Source organism: Nocardioides sp. Root140 (assembly GCF_001426745.1).
Taxonomy (GTDB): Bacteria; Actinomycetota; Actinomycetes; order Propionibacteriales; family Nocardioidaceae; genus Nocardioides.
The window spans coordinates 74,283-92,454 of record NZ_LMFI01000014.1; the positions used below are offsets into that span (position 1 = coordinate 74,283).

Below are 18,172 nucleotides of genomic sequence, written 5' to 3' on the forward strand. Positions count from 1 at the left end.
CCTGGTCAGGACCTGCGGCCGCCGAGGCGCTCGACCCATGCGGGGTCGCGGTGGTCGAAGAACGCGGACTCGCCCCGGTCGAGCGTGCTGATCTGCTCCTGCTGCTCGGGGGTGAGCTCGAAGCCGAAGACGTCGAAGTTCTCGGCCATCCGCTCGCGGCGTACGGACTTGGGGATCACCACGACCTCGCGCTGGATCAGCCAGCGCAGCACGACCTGCGCGACGGACTTGCCGTGCGCGGCGCCGATCTCGCTCAACAGCGGGTCGGTGAACAGGTTGTGGCGGCCCTCGGCGAACGGGCCCCACGACTCGATCTGCACGCCGTTGGCCCGCATCAGGTCCTGGTCGGCCCTGCGCTGGAAGAACGGGTGCGTCTCGATCTGGTTGACCGCCGGGGTGATCTCGTTGTGGTTCAGCAGGTCGAGCAGCCGGTCGGAGTGGAAGTTCGAGACACCGATCGCCCGCGCGGCGCCGTCCTTGTTCAGCTGCTCCATGGCCCGCCACGAACTGTAGTAGTCGCCGAACGGCTGGTGGATGAGGTAGAGGTCGACGTACTCCAGGCCGAGCTTGGCCCGGGACTCCTCGAAGAGCGCCGTCGCGTTCTCCTCGCCCTGGTCGTTGACCCACATCTTGGTGGTGACGAAGAGCTCGTCCCGCGCGATGCCACTGGAGGCGATGGCCCGGCCGACGGCTTCCTCGTTGCCGTACGCCGCTGCGGTGTCGAGGTGGCGGTAGCCGACCTCGAGGGCGGTGGCGACTGCCTGCTCGGTCTCCTCCGGCGGGATCTGGTAGACGCCGAAGCCGAGGATCGGCATCTCGACGCCGTTGTTCAGGGTCACGCTCTGCATGGAATGTCCTCTCGACGAGTCATTCCCGAGCGTAGCCACCGGTGGTCGTCCAGGGCTTCAGCAGCGACCGGTGAACACGTAACAGCGCAGCCGCGGCTCGGCCTTCACCATCGGCGCACCTGCCGTGTTGACGTAGGGCAACAGCGTGCTGGCCAGGTTCGGCAGTGCCACCAGCATGGGCACGTAGTCGAGCTCGGCGGGGTCGACGTACGGCATGTGGAGCTGGCCGCAGACCACGCGGTCGATGCGCGCCGGATCAGCCGGGCCCCTGTGGTTGAGCGCGTCCATCACCAGGGCGTACGCCGTCGGGTCGATCGTGCCGACCAGGTTGTGCTCGTAGACGTCGAGCGGGCAGATGTCCTGGACCGGAACGTTCGTGATCCGGCCTGCGCCGGTGTGCAGGAAGGACGATGACATCGGCGTGACGACCTCGTCCGTGCGGCTGGTGATGTTGGTGTAGCTGATCCCGCGGAAGGTCTCGGCGCGACTGTTCAGCGCCCGGATGAAGCGGGCTCCGGCCTGCTGCTGCCAGACCGCCGGCGTGCACGTGGTCACCCCGGGGATGCAGGACGGGATCGACTCGGTGCCGTGGTTCGAGGGCGCCATCCCGATCATGTCGTCGACCATCGCACGGGTGTCGGGCCAGAAGCGGAGTGCCCAGCGGGGGTTCATGCCCCCTTGGCTGTGCCCGACGATCGAAATCCGTTTACCGGTGCGTCGGAACATCGTGCGGATCGCGTGGACGTGGTACTCCCCCGCCACCTGGATGTCACCGAACGTGTGGTGCGGCATGGTCACCGCGCACCAGTAGCGGCCCTGGGCGGTGAACGCCTTCATGTAGTTCCAGGCGTAGTTCTCCCGCGGCGTCACGCTGGTGGCCGGGCTGAGCAGCACTGGCCGCTTCGTCGACGCAGGCGATCCGTGGCACTCCAGGGACTCACGCAGCCTCGCCGCCGGCACCGAGAGCTTCGGTCCCGGTCGGTCGAGAGGGGCGTACGACGGCACCGAGGTTGCAGCCTGGACAGGACCGACCGGCGCCAGACCGACCAGACCCAGATCCAGGCCGACGAGACCCAGACTGACCAGCGCGGGCATCAGGACGTGCGCGATTCTCTTCACGCGCGTCACAACGACCAGCCTTCGCACGGGTTACTTCGCGACCCGTCAGCGGAAGGCGGCCTCACCGGTGAGCGAGCGGCCGATGACCAGCTGGTGCACCTCGGAGGTGCCCTCGTAGGTCAGCACCGACTCGAGGTTGTTGGCGTGCCGCATGATCGGGTACTCCAGCGTGATGCCGGCGGCACCGAGGATGGTGCGCGACTCACGGGCGATCGCGATCGCCTCGCGGACGTTGTTGAGCTTGCCGAGCGAGACCTGCTCGGGGGCGAGCCTGCCCTCGTCCTTGAGCCTGCCCAGGTGCAGGGCGAGCAGCATGCCCTTGCCCAGCTCGAGCGACATGTCGGCGAGCTTGGCCTGGGTGAGCTGGTAGGCGGCCAGCGGCTTGTCGAAGATGTCGCGCTCCTGCGAGTAGGCGATGGCCGTCTCGAGGCAGTCGCGCGCCGCACCCAGGGCACCGAACACGATGCCGTAGCGGGCCTCGTTGAGGCACGACAGCGGACCCTTGAGGCCGACGACCTCGGGCAGCACCGCGTCGGCGGGGAGGCGCACGTTGTCGAGCACGAGCTCGGAGGTGACCGAGGCGCGCAGCGACATCTTCTTCTTGATCTCCGGCGCGGAGAAGCCGGGGGTGTCCGTCGGTACGACGAACCCGCGGACGCCCTCGTCGGTCTGCGCCCACACCACGGCGACGTCGGCGACCGAGCCGTTCGTGATCCACATCTTGTTGCCGTTCAGGATCCAGTCGGTGCCGTCCTGCTTCGCGCGGGTGACCATCCCGGCCGGGTTGGAGCCGAAGCCCGGCTCGGTCAGGCCGAAGCACCCGATCGCCTCGCCGGCGGCCATCCGGGGCAGCCATTCCTGCTTCTGCGCCTCGGAGCCGTGCTTCCAGATCGCAAACATCGCGAGGGAGCCCTGCACGGACACCAGCGAGCGCAGGCCGGAGTCGCCGGCCTCCAGCTCCATGCAGGCCAGGCCGTACGCCGTCGCCGACGTACCGGCGCAGCCGTAGCCCTCGAGGTGCATGCCGAGCACGCCCAGCGAGCCGAGCTCACGCGCCAGCTCACGGGCGGGGATGGTCGCGGACTCGTACCAGTCGGCCAGCTGCGGCTTGACCTTCTCCTCGACGTACTTGCGGACGGTGTCGCGGATCGCGCGGTCCTCCTCGCCGATCAGGGCGTCGGTGTCGAAGAGGGCCAGGGGCGTCTTGGGCGTCGGGCTGGACATGGTGTGGTTCCTAACGTGAGAGGGACGACGGTGAGGAGGGTCGACTGTGAGTGGCCAGGGGTACGTCGTGGGCTCGTCGCCGCTCTCGCCGTCGTACCTTCGAACGGGTACATACTCCGTCATCGAGGAGTGCCACGGTCATGAAGCACCCCCGATGAGCTTGTCGATCTCGGCGTCGTCGTACCCGATCTCGGACAGGATTTCGCGGCTGTGCTGGCCCAGCGTGGGAGGAGCGCTGCGCAGGGCCGGGCGCTCGCCGCGGAAGTTGACCGGGAAGCGGATCTGCTCGAGCGGTCCGACGACCGGGTGGTCGACGGTGTCGATCATGCCGAGCACCTTCGTCTGCTCGGACTCGTAGATCTCGTCGAGGGAACGGATCGGGGTGACCGGCACCCCGACCTTGCCGAGCAGCTCGCACCACTCGTCCACCGTGCGACCGGCGAGGGCGGCCTCGATCTCGACGTTGAGCGCCTTGCGGTTGGTCACCCGGTCGGCGTTCCGCGCGAAGCGGGGGTCCTCGAGCAGGTCGGGGCGGTCGATGTTGTGGCACAGCTTCTGCCACATGCTCTCGTTGCCGACCGCGATCACGAAGTAGCCGTCGGAGGCCGGGTAGGCCTGGTAGGGCACGAGGTTGGGGTGGCCCGAGCCCAGTCGCTTGGGCCGTTCGCCGGTGGCGAAGTAGCCGGTCGACCAGTTGATGTGCAGCGCCAGCTGGGTCTCGAACAGCGACGTGGTCACGTACTGCCCACGACCCGTGCGACCCCGCTCGACCAGGGCCGCGAGGAGGCCGATCGTTCCGAACAGCGCGGCGCTGAGGTCGGCCATCGCGAAGCCGGCCTTGAGCGGCGGGCCGTCGGGCTCACCGGTCAGCGACATCAGTCCGGCCGAGGCCTGGGCGACCATGTCGTAGCCGGGCTCGAGCTTCATCGGGCCGGTCTCGCCGAAGGCCGAGATGTTCAGCACCACGAGCTTCGGGTACTGCTCGGAGAGGCGCTCGAAGCTGAAGTCGTCGGCCAGCGAGCTGCCGGGACGGAAGTTCTCGACCACCACGTCGGCGTCCTCGATGAGCCGGTGCACGGCCGCCTGGCCCTCCGGCGACTTCAGGTCGAGCGTCACCGACCGCTTGTTGCGGTTCGCGGCCAGGTAGTAGGTGGCGTCGGGGCCGTTGAACGGAGGGCCCCACTTGCGGGTCGGGTCACCACCGTCGGGGTGCTCGACCTTGATCACGTCGGCGCCCATGTCGGCCAGGGACATCGTCACGTAGGGACCGGCCAGGATCTTGGAGAGGTCGACGACGCGTACGCCGGAGAGCGGTCCGGTGGACTCAGGCACGGGTGCTCACCTCGGTGGTCGACGGGATGGCGTCGTACGCCGCGCGGGCCAGGTCGGCGGCGACCTCGCCGCCGTCCGCGATCTGCTCGAGCGCGGTGAGGGCGGGGGTCTCGACAAGGCGTCCGGCGACGATGCGGTGCAGGGCGGTGTGGGCCAGCAGCAGCTTGCGGTGGCCCAGCCCGACCACGATCTCGCGCTGCGCCTGCTCGAGCAGCAGGGTGGCCACCACGGTGTGGCACAGGTCGTCGACGTACGCCGCGATGCCGACCTGCTGGCTGTCGGCGTCGGCCGCGAGCAGCGCGTCACCACGGGCCTGCAAGGCCCGGAACCGCAGCGTCAGGTCGTCAGCCATCGGCTTGACGGCCGGCTCGTCGAGCGCGGCGAGGCGGTCGAGGTAGGTGCCGGTGACGACCTGGTGGCCCTGCTCCTTGCGCATGCAGCGGAGCACGTCGAGGGCGATGACGTTGGAGGAGCCCTCCCAGATCGAGCCGAGGTGGGCGTCGCGCACGAGGCGGGGGTTGACCCAGTCCTCGATGTAGCCGTTGCCGCCGCGGATCTCCATCGCCTCACCGGTCACGGTGCGGGCCCGCTTGCACACGGTGTGCTTGGCCAGCGGGGTGAGGATGCGGATGAGTGCGGCGGCCCGCTCGTCGCCCGCGTCCGCGGCGTCGAGTCGCTCGGAGGCCTCGAGCACCAGGCCCAGCGAGGCCTCGGCGTCGAGCATCAGCGGCAGCAGGGTGGCCCGCATCAGCGGCTGGTCGAAGAGGGTCCTGCCGAAGACGACCCGCTGGCGGGTGTGGTCGATCGACTCGCGGACCGCGCGGCGCATCAGGGCGCTGGCGCGCATCGCGTTCGAGAGCCTGGAGACGTTGAGCATCTCGGCCATCTGGAGGAAGCCACGGGTCAGGTCACCGACCGGGCGGGCGTAGGCACTTTCGAGAGAGACCTCGCCGCTGGCCATCGACCTGGTGCCGAGCTTGTCCTTGAGCCGCTCGATGCGGAAGGTGTTGCGGGTGCCGTCGGGACGGAACTTCGGCACCATGAACATGCCGACCCCGCGCGTGCCGGTCCCCTGCCCCGGGACCTGGGCGAGGGTCAGGATGACGTCGGCGGAGACGTTCGAGCAGAACCACTTGTGGCCGGTCAGGGTCCAGTGGTCGCCGTGGTCGGTGGCCACGGTCTCGGTCTGGCCGATGTCGGTGCCGGCCTGCTTCTCGGTCATGAACATGGCGCCGGTGGCGAGCGTGTCCATGTCGGTCGAGCTCAGCGCGTCGATCTCGTCGGCGAAGCTCTCCGGGTCGAAGAGCCGCAGCACCCGGGCCGCGGAGTCGGTCATCGAGACCGGGCAGGCCAGGCCGAACTCCGACTGCACGAACAGGTAGGACACGGCGTACTTCACAAGGTGCGGGGTCCTCGTGGGCCACCCGAAGACCCCGGAGCGGTGTGACATCGCAGCCAGGCCGAAGGTCTCGAAGGCGATCTCGCTCATCCGCCGGTACGCCGGGTGGTACTCCACCTCGTCGACGCGGGTGCCGTCGGCGGCGAACTGGCGCAGGGTCGGCGGGTTGCGGTCGGCGGTGGCGGCCAGCGCGTCGAGCTCGGTGCCGGCCAGCTCGCCGAGGTCGTCGAGGACGGTCTCGAGGCGGGCGCGGTCGTCGGCGGGCATGAGCGCGTCGAGCAGCGGGCGGAGGGCGGGGTCGCGGTCAGCGAGGTTCATCGGGATGCCTTCTTCTGGGAAAGGGTGGTCGGCGGTCAGGCGGTGTGCGCGCCGGCGGTCACCGGCACCGGCGTACGACGCCAGGAGGTGCGGGCGATCAGGGCGAGCACGCAGACCACGGAGATGAGCACGTAGCCGAGGCCGAGGACGATCACGCTGATGATGGAGCCGGTCTCGTTGAGGAGGAACTGCGAGACCAGGGGCGCCGTACCGGCGAAGATCGTCGTGCAGAGCTGGTAGCTCACCGAGATGCCGGTGTAGCGGATCTCGGCCGGGAAGACCTCGGACAGGATGCCGGCCAGCGCCGAGTAGTACATCGCGTGCGGGGCCGTGGCGAGGGCCATGCCGACGATGGCCCACATCATCGACCCGGTGTTGATCAGCACGAACATCAGCGGCAGCAGGACCAGCTCGGGCACCAGCATCAGCAGGATGGCTCGCTTGAGGTCGATCCTCGTGGCGAGTACGGCGCCGAAGGGCTGCACGAGCACCTGCACGACCAGCGAGATGGCCACGACGACCAGGAAGTCGGAGCGGTTGAAGTCCAGCTCGGTGGTGGCCCACGACAGCGCGAAGGTGGTCTTGACGTAGGTGACGGCCACACCCGCGGTGACGGCGCCGACGCCGAGGAGGACGATCCCCATGTGGTTGCGGAGCAGCTCCATGATGGGCATACGGGCCGTGCGCTTGCTGTCGAGGAGCTTGGTCATCTCGGGCGTCTCGCTGAGCCTGAGCCGGATGAACAGGCCCACGAAGACGAGCAGTGCCGAGAACAGGAACGGCAGGCGCCAGCCCCACGAGCCGAAGGCCTCGTCGGAGAGCTGGGTGACGGCCAGGAAGGCCAGGGTGGCCAACAGGTTGCCGACCGGCGAGCCCTGCTGCGCGAAGGCGCCGTACAGGATCTTCTTGCCGGGCGGTGCGTACTCCGTGGCGATCAGGACCGCTCCGCCCCACTCGCCACCGACCGCGACGCCCTGGAGCATGCGCAGCAGGACAAGCAGGATCGGGGCGGCCACGCCGATGGCGCCGTAGCTGGGCAGGAAACCGATCGCCAGGGTGGCGAAGCCCATGATCATCAGGGTCGCGATCAGCGACTTCTTGCGGCCGTACCTGTCCCCGAAGTGGCCGAAGACGACGCCACCGAGCGGGCGGGCCAGGAAGCCCACCCAGAAGGTGCCGAAGGCCGCGAGCGTGCCGACGGCCGACGAGGTGTTCGGGAAGAACACGTCACCGAGCACGAGCGCAGCGGCCGAGCCGTAGATGTAGAAGTCGAACCATTCGACGGTGGTGCCGACGAAGGCGGCGATGCCGGCCTTGCGAGCGCCGGCTCGCTGGGCGCGGTCGTCGTGGTCGACGCTCGCTGTCGTGCTCGATGCCATGAGGAGCTCCTCGTTGCGGGGGCGGTCACGTGGGGCTACCTACGATGGCGATGAAATTGATACGCGTCCAACACTAAATTGGACACTTGGTATGACGGATTCCGTCTTACCCAACGGTAGGCAGAACCTCTTCCGCCACCCGCAGCACCTCCCGCAGGGCACCGGAGTTGTTGCTGGCCCGCCAGGCCAACGCGATCGGCAGGGCGGCCGACTTCTTGCGCAACGGCCGGAAGGCCACGTGCTCGAGCTGGATGTGCTGCGAGGAGCCCACCACCAACGCCACGCCAACACCGGCGCCGACCAAGGTCAGCAGGTTGTAGGCGTCGGGCGCCTCCTGGGCCACCATCGGCGTGAAGCCGGCGTCAAGGCACAGCCGCGTCGTGGCGTCATGGATCGCCGAGCCGTGCGAAGCCGGGAAGGTCACGAACGGCTCGGTGGCGAGGGCGTTGAGGTCGACGGTCTTGCGGCGGGCGAGCGGATGCGCCTTCGGGAGCGCGACGACGATCTCCTCGTTGCTGATCACCCGCATCTCCAGGTCGGGCCTGGTCGTCAGGGCGACGAAGCCGAGGTCGAGGTCGCCCGACGCGATCTGGCCGAGCGCCTCCCCGGAGTAGATCTGGCTTCTCAGCACCAGCTGGATGCCGGGCAGCTGGGCGTTCACCTCCTGCGCGAGGCGCGGCAACGCGTCATAGCTGCTGGCGCCGGCGAAGCCGATGCTCACGCGTCCGACCTCGCCGAGTGACGACGCCCGCACGGCGCGACGCGCGACCGCCGCGGCGGCCAGGACGTCGCGAGCGGGGCCCAGCAGTGACTCCCCCGCCGGGGTGAGCCGGACGGTGCGCGTGCTGCGTTCGAACAGGGTCGCGCCGAGGTCGCGCTCGAGCAGGCGGATCTGCTGGCTCAGCGGTGGCTGCGCCATGTGCAGTCGTGCCGCGGCCCGACCGAAGTGGAGTTCCTCGGCGACCGCGACGAACCCCTCGAGATGACGTAGCTCCATGGGCACAGCCTCGCAGAAGGGCCTCCTGCCCGGGCTTCGCCCTACCCGCCGCCGGGCAGGGGCAGGACCGCGTGAACCCTGCCTCCCGAGGGCCCCGGACCGGCCGTGACCGTGCCGCCCAGCTCGGCGGCCCGCTCGCGCATGGACGCCATGCCCACCCCCGGTGTCCAGGCGCAGGCCCGGTCTGCGGCAAGGCCTTCGCCGAGGACGTCGATCTCCAGCTGCCGACCGTCCGAGGCCAGACGCACGTGGGCGCGGTGGTGGCCGCTGTGGCGGGCCACGTTGGTCAGGGCTTCCGCGACGATGCGGTACGCCGCCACCTCGACGGCAGCCGACAGCGGAGGGAGCCCGGCCGCCTCGATCCTCACCTGGACCGGTCCGCCCTCGGGAGTGCGCATTGCGGTGGCCGCCTGCCGCAGGGCACCGACCAGGCCGAGCTCGTCGAGCGCGGGAGGCCGCATGGCGTACACCAATTGACGGATCTCCGTGATCGCCGCGACCGTCTCGGTCCGCAGGGTGGTGAGCAGCTCCTCGGCCCGGTCGGGTTGGGACCGCAACGTGTTGCGCACGGCGTCCGAGGTGAACGCGATCCCGGAGAGCCGCGGGCCCAGGCCGTCGTGGAGGTCACGGCGCAGCCTCCGTCGCTCCTCTGCGAGGGCGGTGACCGTGCCCTCCCGCGAGAGCCGCAGCTCGTCGGCCAGCGCCCGCACGTGCAACGTCTGCGACAGCAGTGCCGCAACCAGCTCGAGGACGTGCGCGTCACCGCGACCCAGGGCCAGGTCTCCGGGGCGCAGACCGACGGCCAGCACCGCAGTGCTCCCACTGAACGCGAGGGGCAAGGCGTGCACGTGGGTGACCGGCGTACCCGAGACCGCGACGTCGACGCCGTCCACCCGGATCGCGGCGTACGGCAACACCATCGCCTCGCGCACGGCCTGCAGCGCCACCACCGGATCGTCGCCCAGACGGCCGGCGACCTGCGACGCGGCGTCCAACGGGTCCGGCCGGCGACCGAAGAGCAGCTCGTCCACGACGCCGCGCAGGACCACCTGCAGTGGATGGACGGTCAACGCAGCGAGGGCGCCGATGACACCGAGCACTCCCGGGGACGGGGACGAAGGCAGGCCCGGGCCACCGAGGAGGTCGAGGAACGACACCGTGCCGACGAACACGCACAGGTAGCAGACCACCGCGACCGCGACGACGGCCACCCGGACCACGAGGGCACGCACGTCCATGAACTCCGGCCGGGCGACACCGACGTACATCGCCGGCGCGACGATGGCCCACAGAGCCACGCCGACGGCCACCACGACGTCGCTCGCGGAGCCTTGGCCGCCGTCGGCGGTGAAGACGAGGACGCCGCACCCGAGACCCGCGACGCCCAGCGCGAGCGCCATCCACACCAGGGGGCGTCGCGCGGCCGCGTCCGCACGCTCGATGCGCCACCACGTGTGCGCGATCAGGATGCAGCCGGCGGTGAACTCCAGGACGCCCTGCGCGTCGGACGCCCCGGGCTGGACCGTGATCAGGAGCCCTGCGCCCGCCACTCCCACGAGTGCGGCGAAGTCGACCGGGTGACGCCACTCGACCCGGGGATAGGTGATGATCGCCAAGGGCAGCAACAGCCCTGCGGCCGCCGCGAAAAGGAGCTCGGCCAGCTGCTCTGCGGGACGGGCGTCTCCGGTGCCGGAGACGAGCGTGGCCGCGGCCAACGTCACGCCACCGAGCACGAGGAGGCCCGCGGCGAGTCTGCTGCGCCGGGTGGCGAGGAGCGCCAGACCACTGCCCACGCAGCTGACTGCCGTCACGACCAGCGCGACCAGGACGGGGTACACCGTCACGTGCGGCCCATGCCTTCCTCCCGGGCGCGGATGATCGCCGCGGCACGGTCGGCCACCTGGAGCTTGGCGAAGATGGTGGTCAGGTGGTTGCTGACCGTCTTGGGCGAGAGGAACAGCTCCCGGGCGATCACCGCCGTACGGCGCCCCGCGGCGAGCCGGTCGAGGATCTCGCGCTCCCGGGCGGTCAGCTCGGGGAACGCCGCCTCCCCGGATGCCCCCGCCATCGACCCGGGCGACGGTGCCGCGAAGAAGTCGAGCACCCTTCCGGCCACCCCGGGCCCGAAGATGACCTGACCCCCGACGACGGCGCGGATCGCGGCAAGGATCTCCTCCTGCTCCGCACCCTTGAGCAGGTAGCCACGGGCACCGGCACGCATCGCGGTGAGCACGGTCGCGTCGTCGTCGTACATCGTCAGCACCAGGACCGCCGTCCCGGGAACCGTCTCGTGCAGCCGGGCGGTGGCCGCGACGCCGTCGAGCCCCGGCATCCGCACGTCCATGAGCACGACGTCGGGCCGCAGCAGCTGCACCTCTCGCACGGCGGCCTCCCCGTCGGCGGCCTCGGCGACCACCTCGAACCCGGGGCTGGTCTCCAGCAGCGCACGCAACCCGCCCCGCACCACGGGGTGGTCGTCGGCGATCACCACGCGCAGCGTGTCCACCACCCCATGATGGACGCACCGGGGACCGGGCGCATGGGTAATCCTTCCCTCCTTCGCACCAGGCGGGCCCGAGAAGGTGGAAGATGTCGGGAAGGGACGCCCTGTCGCCGGGAAGCCCGGTGGGACGAGCGTGGTGCCAACCAGCCGGCAACCCGCCGGCCAGCCTCCCCAGGAGCCAGCAGATGTCCATCAAATCCACCCGCCAGAGAGTCGGCCTCGTGCTCGCCGGACTCCTCAGCGTCGTCAGCATTCCCAGCGCGTTCACCCCTACGCCCGACGGCGAGACCGGTCCGCCGTACGTCGTGCTCCTGCTCGGCACCGTGCTCGGCATCATCGGACTCGTCGCGGTGATCGTCGCCTGGCGCTCGGACAGCCCGGCGGCGCTTCGCGTCGCTTCGGGCGCGCTGATCGTCAACGCCCTCACGTCACTTCCCGCGTTCTTCGTCGACGTCCCGTCGTGGTTGAAGCTGCTGGTCGCGCTCAACGTGCTGGTGACCACCGCCGCAATCGTCCTGATGCTCTCCGGCGTGCGGCGTCCCGTCGCCCACGTGGACGTCGAGGTGCCCTCATGATCGCCGCAGTCGCCATCCTCGTCGCCTTCCCGGCGGGCTACTTCCTGCGCTCCACGCTGGCCGCCAACACGACGTACGCCGTCGCGTACCTGTGGGCGTTCACGTTCCAGACGCTGTACCTGATGCTGGACTCACTGGACGGTGGTGCGGACCCGGCCTTCACCACCGACGAGTTCCCGCTCAGCTACGGCCTCGTCGCGCTCGCGATCTTCGCCGTCGGGTTCGGCCTCGTGCGGCTCGGTGTCGTCCTGCGGCACCGGCGTACGTCGACCGTCCTGGCCGGCCGAGCCTAGGGCAGTCGCAACCAGGAGTCGAGGGTGTCGAGCCACTCGGCCAGCGTCGGCACGACACCGTCACCGAACGCGGTGTCGTAGCCGGCGTACCCCATGCCGACCATGACCAGCGAGGCCAGGGCGAGGAACAGGCCGGCCGGCACGAGTGCCCGGCCGGCGACGTTCGCCCGACTGGTCGCGGCCATGCCGAACAGGACGAAGACCAGCGCCACCACACCGGCGATGACCGAGACCGCGCGAACCGCCGTGAAAGGTGCGGTGAAGATCGCGACCAGGCCGGCAAGGAACGCCAGCTCCGCGGCCGCGGACGTGCGGACCCCTCGGTCCGGTGATGCATCGAACAGGCCGTTCAGCCCGTCCTCCCCAGGTGCTGCCCCCATTGTCGTCATGCTCCAATTCTAGGAGCGGGTACGACGCAACACCGACCGCCACTCAGGCGCATTCACGACGAGTTTCACGCCGCGTTTCCGACCGGCCGAGTGGGGCGATCAGTCGAGCGACTTCCGGAAGTGCACGTCGGCCGATCCGGCCGTCGGAATGCCCTCGGTGCGGGCGAACTCGACGTACCCGCGGCTCTCGTAGAAGCCCGGCGCCTGGAAGGTGAACGACGAGACCAGCATCTGCACGCAGCCGCGGTCACGGGCGACCTGCTCGGCCTCGTCGAGGAGACGACCACCCCACCCGTCGCGACGTACGTCGTCACGGACCCACGTCATGCCGATGCCGGCGGCGGTGCCCCAGGTCCAGCCACTGACACCCGCAGCCAGCTCGCCGTCCGCGTCCTTGACGGCCACCGTGAACTCCTCCGCGTCGGGGACTCCCGGGGTGGCCGCGCGGTTGAACTCGGTCAGGCCCGCGTCGAGCCGCTCGTCGAGGGAACCGTCGGCGCCGCCTCTGTGCAGGGTGAACGTGGCTGGATCAGTCATGGACCCGAGTCTGCCGTACCCCCCGTTTGCGGTGGTGCGCGCTCGGGAAAGAACAGTCCGTGAACGACGACGAATCCGGCGCGGACCGCCCTCCTGTGCGGCGGCGCCTCCTGCCCCTGCTGGCCGCAGTGATGGCAGTCGTCGTCGCGGCGCTGGCCCTCACCCTGGTCGTGGTCAAGAAGGACGACCGCCGTCCGCGTGCCGAGGTCGGCGACGTGTTCCGGGCGCCGTCGCCCGCGAAGGACCTGCCCGACCAGGCGACCGTGTGGATCCCGTGGGCCCGGCTGCACGTGGCCGCAGGAGAGCCGAAGGACACGTTGCCCGACCTGTCCGGCGCACCGGCCAACCTGCAGGCACCCGACGGCGGCAGTTTCGTCCGCGTCCAGGCCACCATCGAGGACAGGATCCCGGTGGCCACGATCGCCACGCCCTTCGTGATGGAGATCGAGGTCGTGCTGCGTGCGGACGGGAAGGACTATCCGTTGAGTGGCCCCGGCGGCCTCGGCCTCGATCCCAACGGCCCCCTCGATCAGGGCGGCGAGAGGTGGGTCGCAGTCGAGGGCCACCCGAAGGACATCGAGGTCCGCATCACCGTCGACGACGAGACCCAGGTGGTCGACGCCTCCGACGGCTCGGTCGACAACGGGAGGGCCGCCGCACTGGCGGACATCCCCAGCGCAGAGGAGCTCGCGGACCTCGACGACTTCGGCTGCGGGCGCTTCCGCCAACGACCCGCGCTTCGCGGTGACGACTCCCCCTTGCGGATCAGCTATCCGGAGTACGTGACGTGCACGGTGACGGTGAGCCTGCGCACGCCGTACGTCGACGGGATCGGGTGGGCCGAACCCGGTCGCGAGTTCATGGTCGTCCAGGTCGAGCCGCCGCACGACGTGAGCGTGCGCACCGAGGCCATTGCCTTGTGGCGTTCCAGCTTCACCCTGTCGGCGAGTCTCGAGGGACGACCCAGCGTCAGGAGCAGTGACCTGAGCTCATTCGACAACGGCTACCTGAGCAGTCCCGACGGAGACCAGTTCGTCTTCGACGTGGCCGCCGGCGAACCTGCCGGAGACCTCGCCCTCTCCGCCCATGTCCGGGCCCACGTGGGCGACGCGATCGTGACCGAGCGCAAGCGCACCGTGATCGCCTGGACCGTCCCGGGAAGGAAACTGGCATGAGCGAGACGGAGATCCGGACCCGCCCCAACCACCTGCGCACGGCCCTCGTGATCGTGACGGCGGCCCTGATGGTCGAGGCCGTCGTACTGTCCGTGCGACTGGCGGGCGAGCTCCGCGACGACCCGGTGGACGTGCTCGAAGTCGGGAAGACCCTCCCGTTGGATGCGTCGCCGTACGGCACCGAGCAGACCGTGCTGCTGCCGGGAAGCGAGGTCACGGTCAGCGTCGCGGACCCCACCGATGCGCTGGACCACGACCTGGTCAGCTACGACTTCGACGATCCACGCAGCAGCAGGTACCGGGACCTGCACGCCCCGAAGGGCGGCAGCCTCGTGCCGGTGACGTGGAGGATCCGCGCGATCGGCGGCTTCGGTCGCGAGAACGACCCGAACCCGATCGAGATCCGTCTCGCCGCCGGTGACCAGCGCGTGACCGTGGACTCGGTGAAGCTCGAGGATCCCAGTGACACCCTCGACGCCCTCGACCCCCAGTTCGTGGTGATCGCGCTCCGCGGCAAGCTGGCGCCCGACGACCTGCGCATCGAGGTCGAGTACGACGGCCTCACGCAGGTCGTCGACGTGGCCTCCGGCACCATCGATGCCGGAGCGGCACAGGCACTCTACGAACCGCAACGGCACTATGACGCCGGTTGCGCCGAGGTCGAGGACGACTGCAACGTCGTCGCGGCGAGGCCCGGTCAGGCCCTGCTCCCCGCCGGCGCCGGGTTCACCGCGAGCTACCTCACCCTCTACCCCTACGACAGCGATCTCGGTTGGGCCGACGAGGGAAGCCTGTGGGCCGGCGTACTCCTGCAGATGTTCGGCGGCTATGCCGAGGACCGGGCCGGCAACTCCTTCTACATCACTCGCCAGAGCGGCCCACTCTTCACTCTGGATGGGCGTCGGGCCGTGCACCGGCAGAGGCTGAACGGCGGGCGGAGCACCACGTCCGGGCGGGTGGTGTTCCGCGTGGACGTCGACGCCGCGCCACGCGAGCTCGCCTTCCGACAGGTCTTCACGCTGGCGGAGGGGGCAGGCACCTTGTCGGTCCGGGCCCGCCTGCCGCTGCGGCCGGTCGACGGCAACTAGCGCAACGCGCCGACAACCACCAGGCCGACCGCCTCGAGGTCTCCGATCATCAACAGCAGGCCGAGCGTGACGAAGAGCCCGGCAATCACGGTGAACGTCAGGCCGGTCCATGAGCCCTGTTCCTATCACGGTTCGCACCGCAAGAATCCACGGTTCGGGGCGCAAGAATCCACGGTTCGCGATGTATTGCAAGAAGTGTTTCGAAAGAGTAGTTTCGACGCATGCGACAGGAGACGAGGCGACTGACCGACGCCGGGGCGCTGCGGGCGCTGGCCCACCCGGTGCGCCAGGAGATCTACGAGCACATCGTGCTGCGTGGTGCGCTCACCGCCACCGAGCTGGGCGACCTCCTCGACGAGACGCCGGCGAACTGCTCCTGGCACCTGCGCAAGCTCGCCGAGCACGGGTTCGTCGAGCCGGCCGAGGGCGGCAAGGGACGGCAGCGCCCGTGGCAGGCCACCTCGCGCGGACTCAGCTGGGGCGGGGCGGAGGACGACGACGAGACCCGACGTACCGGCACCGCGATGACCCGCATGATGGTCGACCGCGAACGCACCCGCCTCGACCACGCCCTCGAACGCCTCCGCACGGACGACCCCGTCTGGGACGAGGCGGCGAACGTCAACCAGTCGCTGCTGTGGCTGACCGCCGACGAGCTCGCCGAGATCAACGAGACGCTCAAGGAGATCGCCACCCGCTCCCTCGACCGGCACGACGACCCCTCGCTGCGGCCACCCGGTTCACGGCTGTGCGCGTTCCTGGCCTGGGCCGTGCCGACGTACGACGTGATCGAGCCGACGCCCGACGGCGACGCACCTCACGCGGACTAGCCATGCGCGCAGCGTTCCGCTCCCCCGGCTTCGGCTGGCTGTTCGCCGGCACGACGACCTCGATGCTCGGCGACTCGATCATGCTGCTCGTCTTCAGCCTCTGGGTGAAGACGCTGACTGACTCCAACGGCCTTGCCGGACTGACCTTCCTCTTCATGCTCCTGCCGACGCTGATCGCTCCCCTGCTCGGCGCGACGATCGACCGGATGCGGCGAAAGCCCTTGCTGGTCTGGGGAAACGTCGCCTCCGCGGTCATGCTAACTCCCCTGCTCTTCGTGCACGACGCGAGCCACGTCTGGATCATCTGGAGCGTCGCGTTCCTCTACGGAGTCTCGATGGTGGTGCTGCCGGCCGGCCTCAACGGGCTCCTCAAGGAGCTGCTCCCCGACGAACTCCTGGTCGACGCCAACGCCTCGTTGCAGACGGTCAAGGAGGGCTACCGGCTCTTCGGCCCCCTGGTCGGCGCCGCCCTCTTCGCACTCACCCACGGGTGGGGCGTCGTGGTGGTCGACATGGTCTCGTTCCTGGTCGCGGCGGTCTGCATCGCGCGGATCAAGCTCACCGAGGACCTGCCCGAGCGCGAGGATGCCGACTTCTGGTCGGAGATGACGGCCGGCGCCCGCCACCTCGCCCATGAGCCGGTGCTGCGCCAGGTGGTGATCTCGTTCGCCATCCTGCTGCTGGTGCTCGGCTACGCGGAGGCGTCGATCTATGCGATCACCGACGCGTTCCACAAGCCGGCCGAGTACGTCGGGGTGCTGGTCAGCGTGCAGGGCCTCGGCGCGATCGTCGGAGGGCTCTGCGCCAGCCGGCTGGTGCGCTCGCTCGGCGAGCCGGCCTCGATCGCGCTCGGCCTCTTCCTGATGGGCACGTCGTTCCTCGGCGTCTCCCTCGCCCCCACGCTGACCCTGTTGTTCGCGCCGATCATGCTGATGGGCTTCACGCTGCCGCTCACCTTCGTCGCGTTCACCACGCTGGTCCAACGACGTACGCCGCAACGCCTGATGGGCCGGGTGTCTACCGCCATCGAGGTGCTGCTCGGCACGCCGCAGGCCCTCTCGCTCATCGTCGGTGCCGCGCTGGTGACGCTGCTGAGCTATCAGGTGATCTGGGCGTTGATGGGCGCCCTGACGCTGGTCGCGGCGGCCTACCTGGCGGCGCAGCTGCGGCGTCCGTCGATGCGCGAGGCGCTCGCCCTGTAGGACACCTAGGCTGGACCGACCGCCGTCGTACTGGAGGACTCCTTGCCGTCACCACCCACCACCACCACCGCCGTCGTGACCCTGCCGTTCCCGGTCAGCCGGCTGCAGGATCCGCCGGCCGGACTGACCTACAACGAGTTCCGTGAGGGCATGGATCCCGAGGTGCTGAGGACCACCACGTTCTGGGTCACGCCGTACACGGCGAAGCTCGACTACCAGCACCTGATCCCGCGCATGGAGCACCTCCAGGTCATCCAGTCGCAGAGCGCCGGCGTCGACGACATCGCCCCGTGGGTGCCGGCGGGTACGACGCTCTGCAATGCCCGAGGGGTGCACGACCCGGCGACGGCAGAGATGGGCGTGGCGCTGATCCTCGCGTCGATCCGCCAGCTCCCGCGCTTCGTGAAGGCCCAGACGGAGCGCGTGTGGGACAGCGACAACGCCGGCCCGTCGCTGGCCGACAGGCATGTGGTGATCGTCGGTTTCGGCAGCATCGGCCAGGCACTGGCGCGTCGACTCGAGGGCTTCGAGTGCACGGTGACCGGGGTGACGCGCAGCGGACGCGACGGCTCCGCGCCGATGACCGAGCTCCCGCAGCTGCTCCCCAGCGCCGACGTGGTCGTCCTGCTGACTCCGCTGAACGACGAGACCCACCACCTCGTCGATGCCGCGTTCCTCGCCCGGATGCACGACGGCGCGCTGCTGGTGAACCTCTCGCGCGGTCCGGTCGTCGACACCGACGCACTGCTCGCCGAGGCGGGCCGCATCTCGGCGGCCCTCGACGTCACCGACCCCGAACCGCTCCCGGCCGACCACCCGCTGTGGGCCGCCCCGTCGGTGCTGATCACTCCGCACTCGGCCGGAGGGACCACCGCGATGCTGTCGCGGGTCGACCGGCTGGTCGAGGCCCAGCTGGCGCGGTACGTCGCCGGAGAGCCGCAGCTCAACGTGATCCAGCGCTGAC

General features: G+C 69.9%; 18 protein-coding genes. 7 read left to right on the top strand and 11 right to left on the bottom strand.

The features are described from left to right. Nucleotides 1-5 precede the first annotated feature (5 nt). From ASD30_RS22600 to ASD30_RS22640, 9 genes are all read right to left on the bottom strand, one after another. Complete coding sequence (locus tag ASD30_RS22600; protein ID WP_056687515.1) at nt 6-848, bottom strand: aldo/keto reductase; 843 nt, start codon at nt 846-848, stop codon at nt 6-8. Between the two features lie 57 nt (nt 849-905). Then, nucleotides 906-1,967 carry a lipase family alpha/beta hydrolase gene (locus ASD30_RS22605; RefSeq protein ID WP_056687518.1) on the bottom strand — a complete coding sequence of 354 codons (1,062 nt, stop codon included), beginning with the start codon at nt 1,965-1,967 and terminating at the stop codon, nt 906-908. A gap of 45 nt (nt 1,968-2,012) precedes the next feature. Beyond that, nucleotides 2,013-3,191, bottom strand: a complete 1,179-nt coding sequence (locus ASD30_RS22610) for an acyl-CoA dehydrogenase family protein (RefSeq protein ID WP_056687520.1) — start codon at nt 3,189-3,191, stop codon at nt 2,013-2,015. Between the two features lie 138 nt (nt 3,192-3,329). Beyond that, nucleotides 3,330-4,523, bottom strand: a complete 1,194-nt coding sequence (locus ASD30_RS22615; RefSeq protein WP_056687522.1) for a CaiB/BaiF CoA transferase family protein — start codon at nt 4,521-4,523, stop codon at nt 3,330-3,332. Continuing rightward, nucleotides 4,516-6,240, bottom strand: coding sequence for an acyl-CoA dehydrogenase family protein (locus ASD30_RS22620; RefSeq protein WP_056687524.1), 1,725 nt, complete (start codon nt 6,238-6,240; stop codon nt 4,516-4,518). The genes ASD30_RS22615 and ASD30_RS22620 overlap by 8 nt, the downstream gene beginning before the upstream one ends. 35 nt (nt 6,241-6,275) lie before the next feature. Next, nucleotides 6,276-7,619 carry an MFS transporter gene (locus ASD30_RS22625; RefSeq protein WP_056687526.1) on the bottom strand — a complete coding sequence of 448 codons (1,344 nt, stop codon included), beginning with the start codon at nt 7,617-7,619 and terminating at the stop codon, nt 6,276-6,278. A gap of 106 nt (nt 7,620-7,725) precedes the next feature. Further along, nucleotides 7,726-8,616, bottom strand: coding sequence for a LysR family transcriptional regulator (locus ASD30_RS22630; protein ID WP_056687528.1), 891 nt, complete (start codon nt 8,614-8,616; stop codon nt 7,726-7,728). Between the two features lie 41 nt (nt 8,617-8,657). Further along, nucleotides 8,658-10,460 carry a sensor histidine kinase gene (locus ASD30_RS22635; protein WP_056687530.1) on the bottom strand — a complete coding sequence of 601 codons (1,803 nt, stop codon included), beginning with the start codon at nt 10,458-10,460 and terminating at the stop codon, nt 8,658-8,660. Next, on the bottom strand, nt 10,457-11,122 hold the full coding sequence (locus tag ASD30_RS22640) for a response regulator transcription factor (protein WP_156393761.1): 666 nt from the start codon (nt 11,120-11,122) through the stop codon (nt 10,457-10,459). Before ASD30_RS22640 ends, ASD30_RS22635 begins: the two co-directional genes overlap by 4 nt. A gap of 182 nt (nt 11,123-11,304) precedes the next feature. Between ASD30_RS22640 and ASD30_RS22645 the strand changes: the two genes are divergently transcribed. Next, entirely contained in the window at nt 11,305-11,694 is a 390-nt protein-coding gene (locus ASD30_RS22645; RefSeq protein ID WP_056687534.1) for a hypothetical protein, read from the top strand. Continuing rightward, nucleotides 11,691-11,987 carry a hypothetical protein gene (locus tag ASD30_RS22650; RefSeq protein WP_056687536.1) on the top strand — a complete coding sequence of 99 codons (297 nt, stop codon included), beginning with the start codon at nt 11,691-11,693 and terminating at the stop codon, nt 11,985-11,987. The genes ASD30_RS22645 and ASD30_RS22650 overlap by 4 nt, the downstream gene beginning before the upstream one ends. Here ASD30_RS22650 and ASD30_RS22655 read toward each other — a convergent pair. After that, nucleotides 11,984-12,376, bottom strand: coding sequence for a hypothetical protein (locus tag ASD30_RS22655; protein WP_156388686.1), 393 nt, complete (start codon nt 12,374-12,376; stop codon nt 11,984-11,986). The two genes, ASD30_RS22650 and ASD30_RS22655, sit on opposite strands and share 4 nt — an antisense overlap. Nucleotides 12,377-12,475: 99 nt before the next feature. Next, nucleotides 12,476-12,913: a GNAT family N-acetyltransferase gene (locus ASD30_RS22660; RefSeq protein ID WP_056687540.1), complete on the bottom strand. Its 438-nt coding sequence runs from the start codon at nt 12,911-12,913 to the stop codon at nt 12,476-12,478. Between the two features lie 59 nt (nt 12,914-12,972). Here ASD30_RS22660 and ASD30_RS22665 point away from each other — a divergent pair, with 59 nt between their 5' ends. The 5 genes from ASD30_RS22665 (at nt 12,973) to ASD30_RS22685 (ending at nt 18,171) form a co-directional block, all read left to right on the top strand. Further along, nucleotides 12,973-14,088, top strand: coding sequence for a hypothetical protein (locus ASD30_RS22665; protein ID WP_056687542.1), 1,116 nt, complete (start codon nt 12,973-12,975; stop codon nt 14,086-14,088). Then, nucleotides 14,085-15,176, top strand: coding sequence for a hypothetical protein (locus tag ASD30_RS22670; protein WP_056687545.1), 1,092 nt, complete (start codon nt 14,085-14,087; stop codon nt 15,174-15,176). The genes ASD30_RS22665 and ASD30_RS22670 overlap by 4 nt, the downstream gene beginning before the upstream one ends. Nucleotides 15,177-15,397: 221 nt before the next feature. Then, entirely contained in the window at nt 15,398-16,006 is a 609-nt protein-coding gene (locus tag ASD30_RS22675) for a winged helix-turn-helix domain-containing protein (RefSeq protein WP_056687547.1), read from the top strand. A gap of 2 nt (nt 16,007-16,008) precedes the next feature. Beyond that, the gene (locus ASD30_RS22680; RefSeq protein ID WP_056687549.1) at nt 16,009-17,208 is read left to right on the top strand and encodes an MFS transporter; all 1,200 of its coding nucleotides are present in this window, start codon (nt 16,009-16,011) and stop codon (nt 17,206-17,208) included. Nucleotides 17,209-17,250: 42 nt separating this feature from the next. Next, entirely contained in the window at nt 17,251-18,171 is a 921-nt protein-coding gene (locus ASD30_RS22685) for a 2-hydroxyacid dehydrogenase (RefSeq protein WP_056687551.1), read from the top strand. The last annotated feature ends 1 nt before the right edge of the window (nt 18,172 follow it).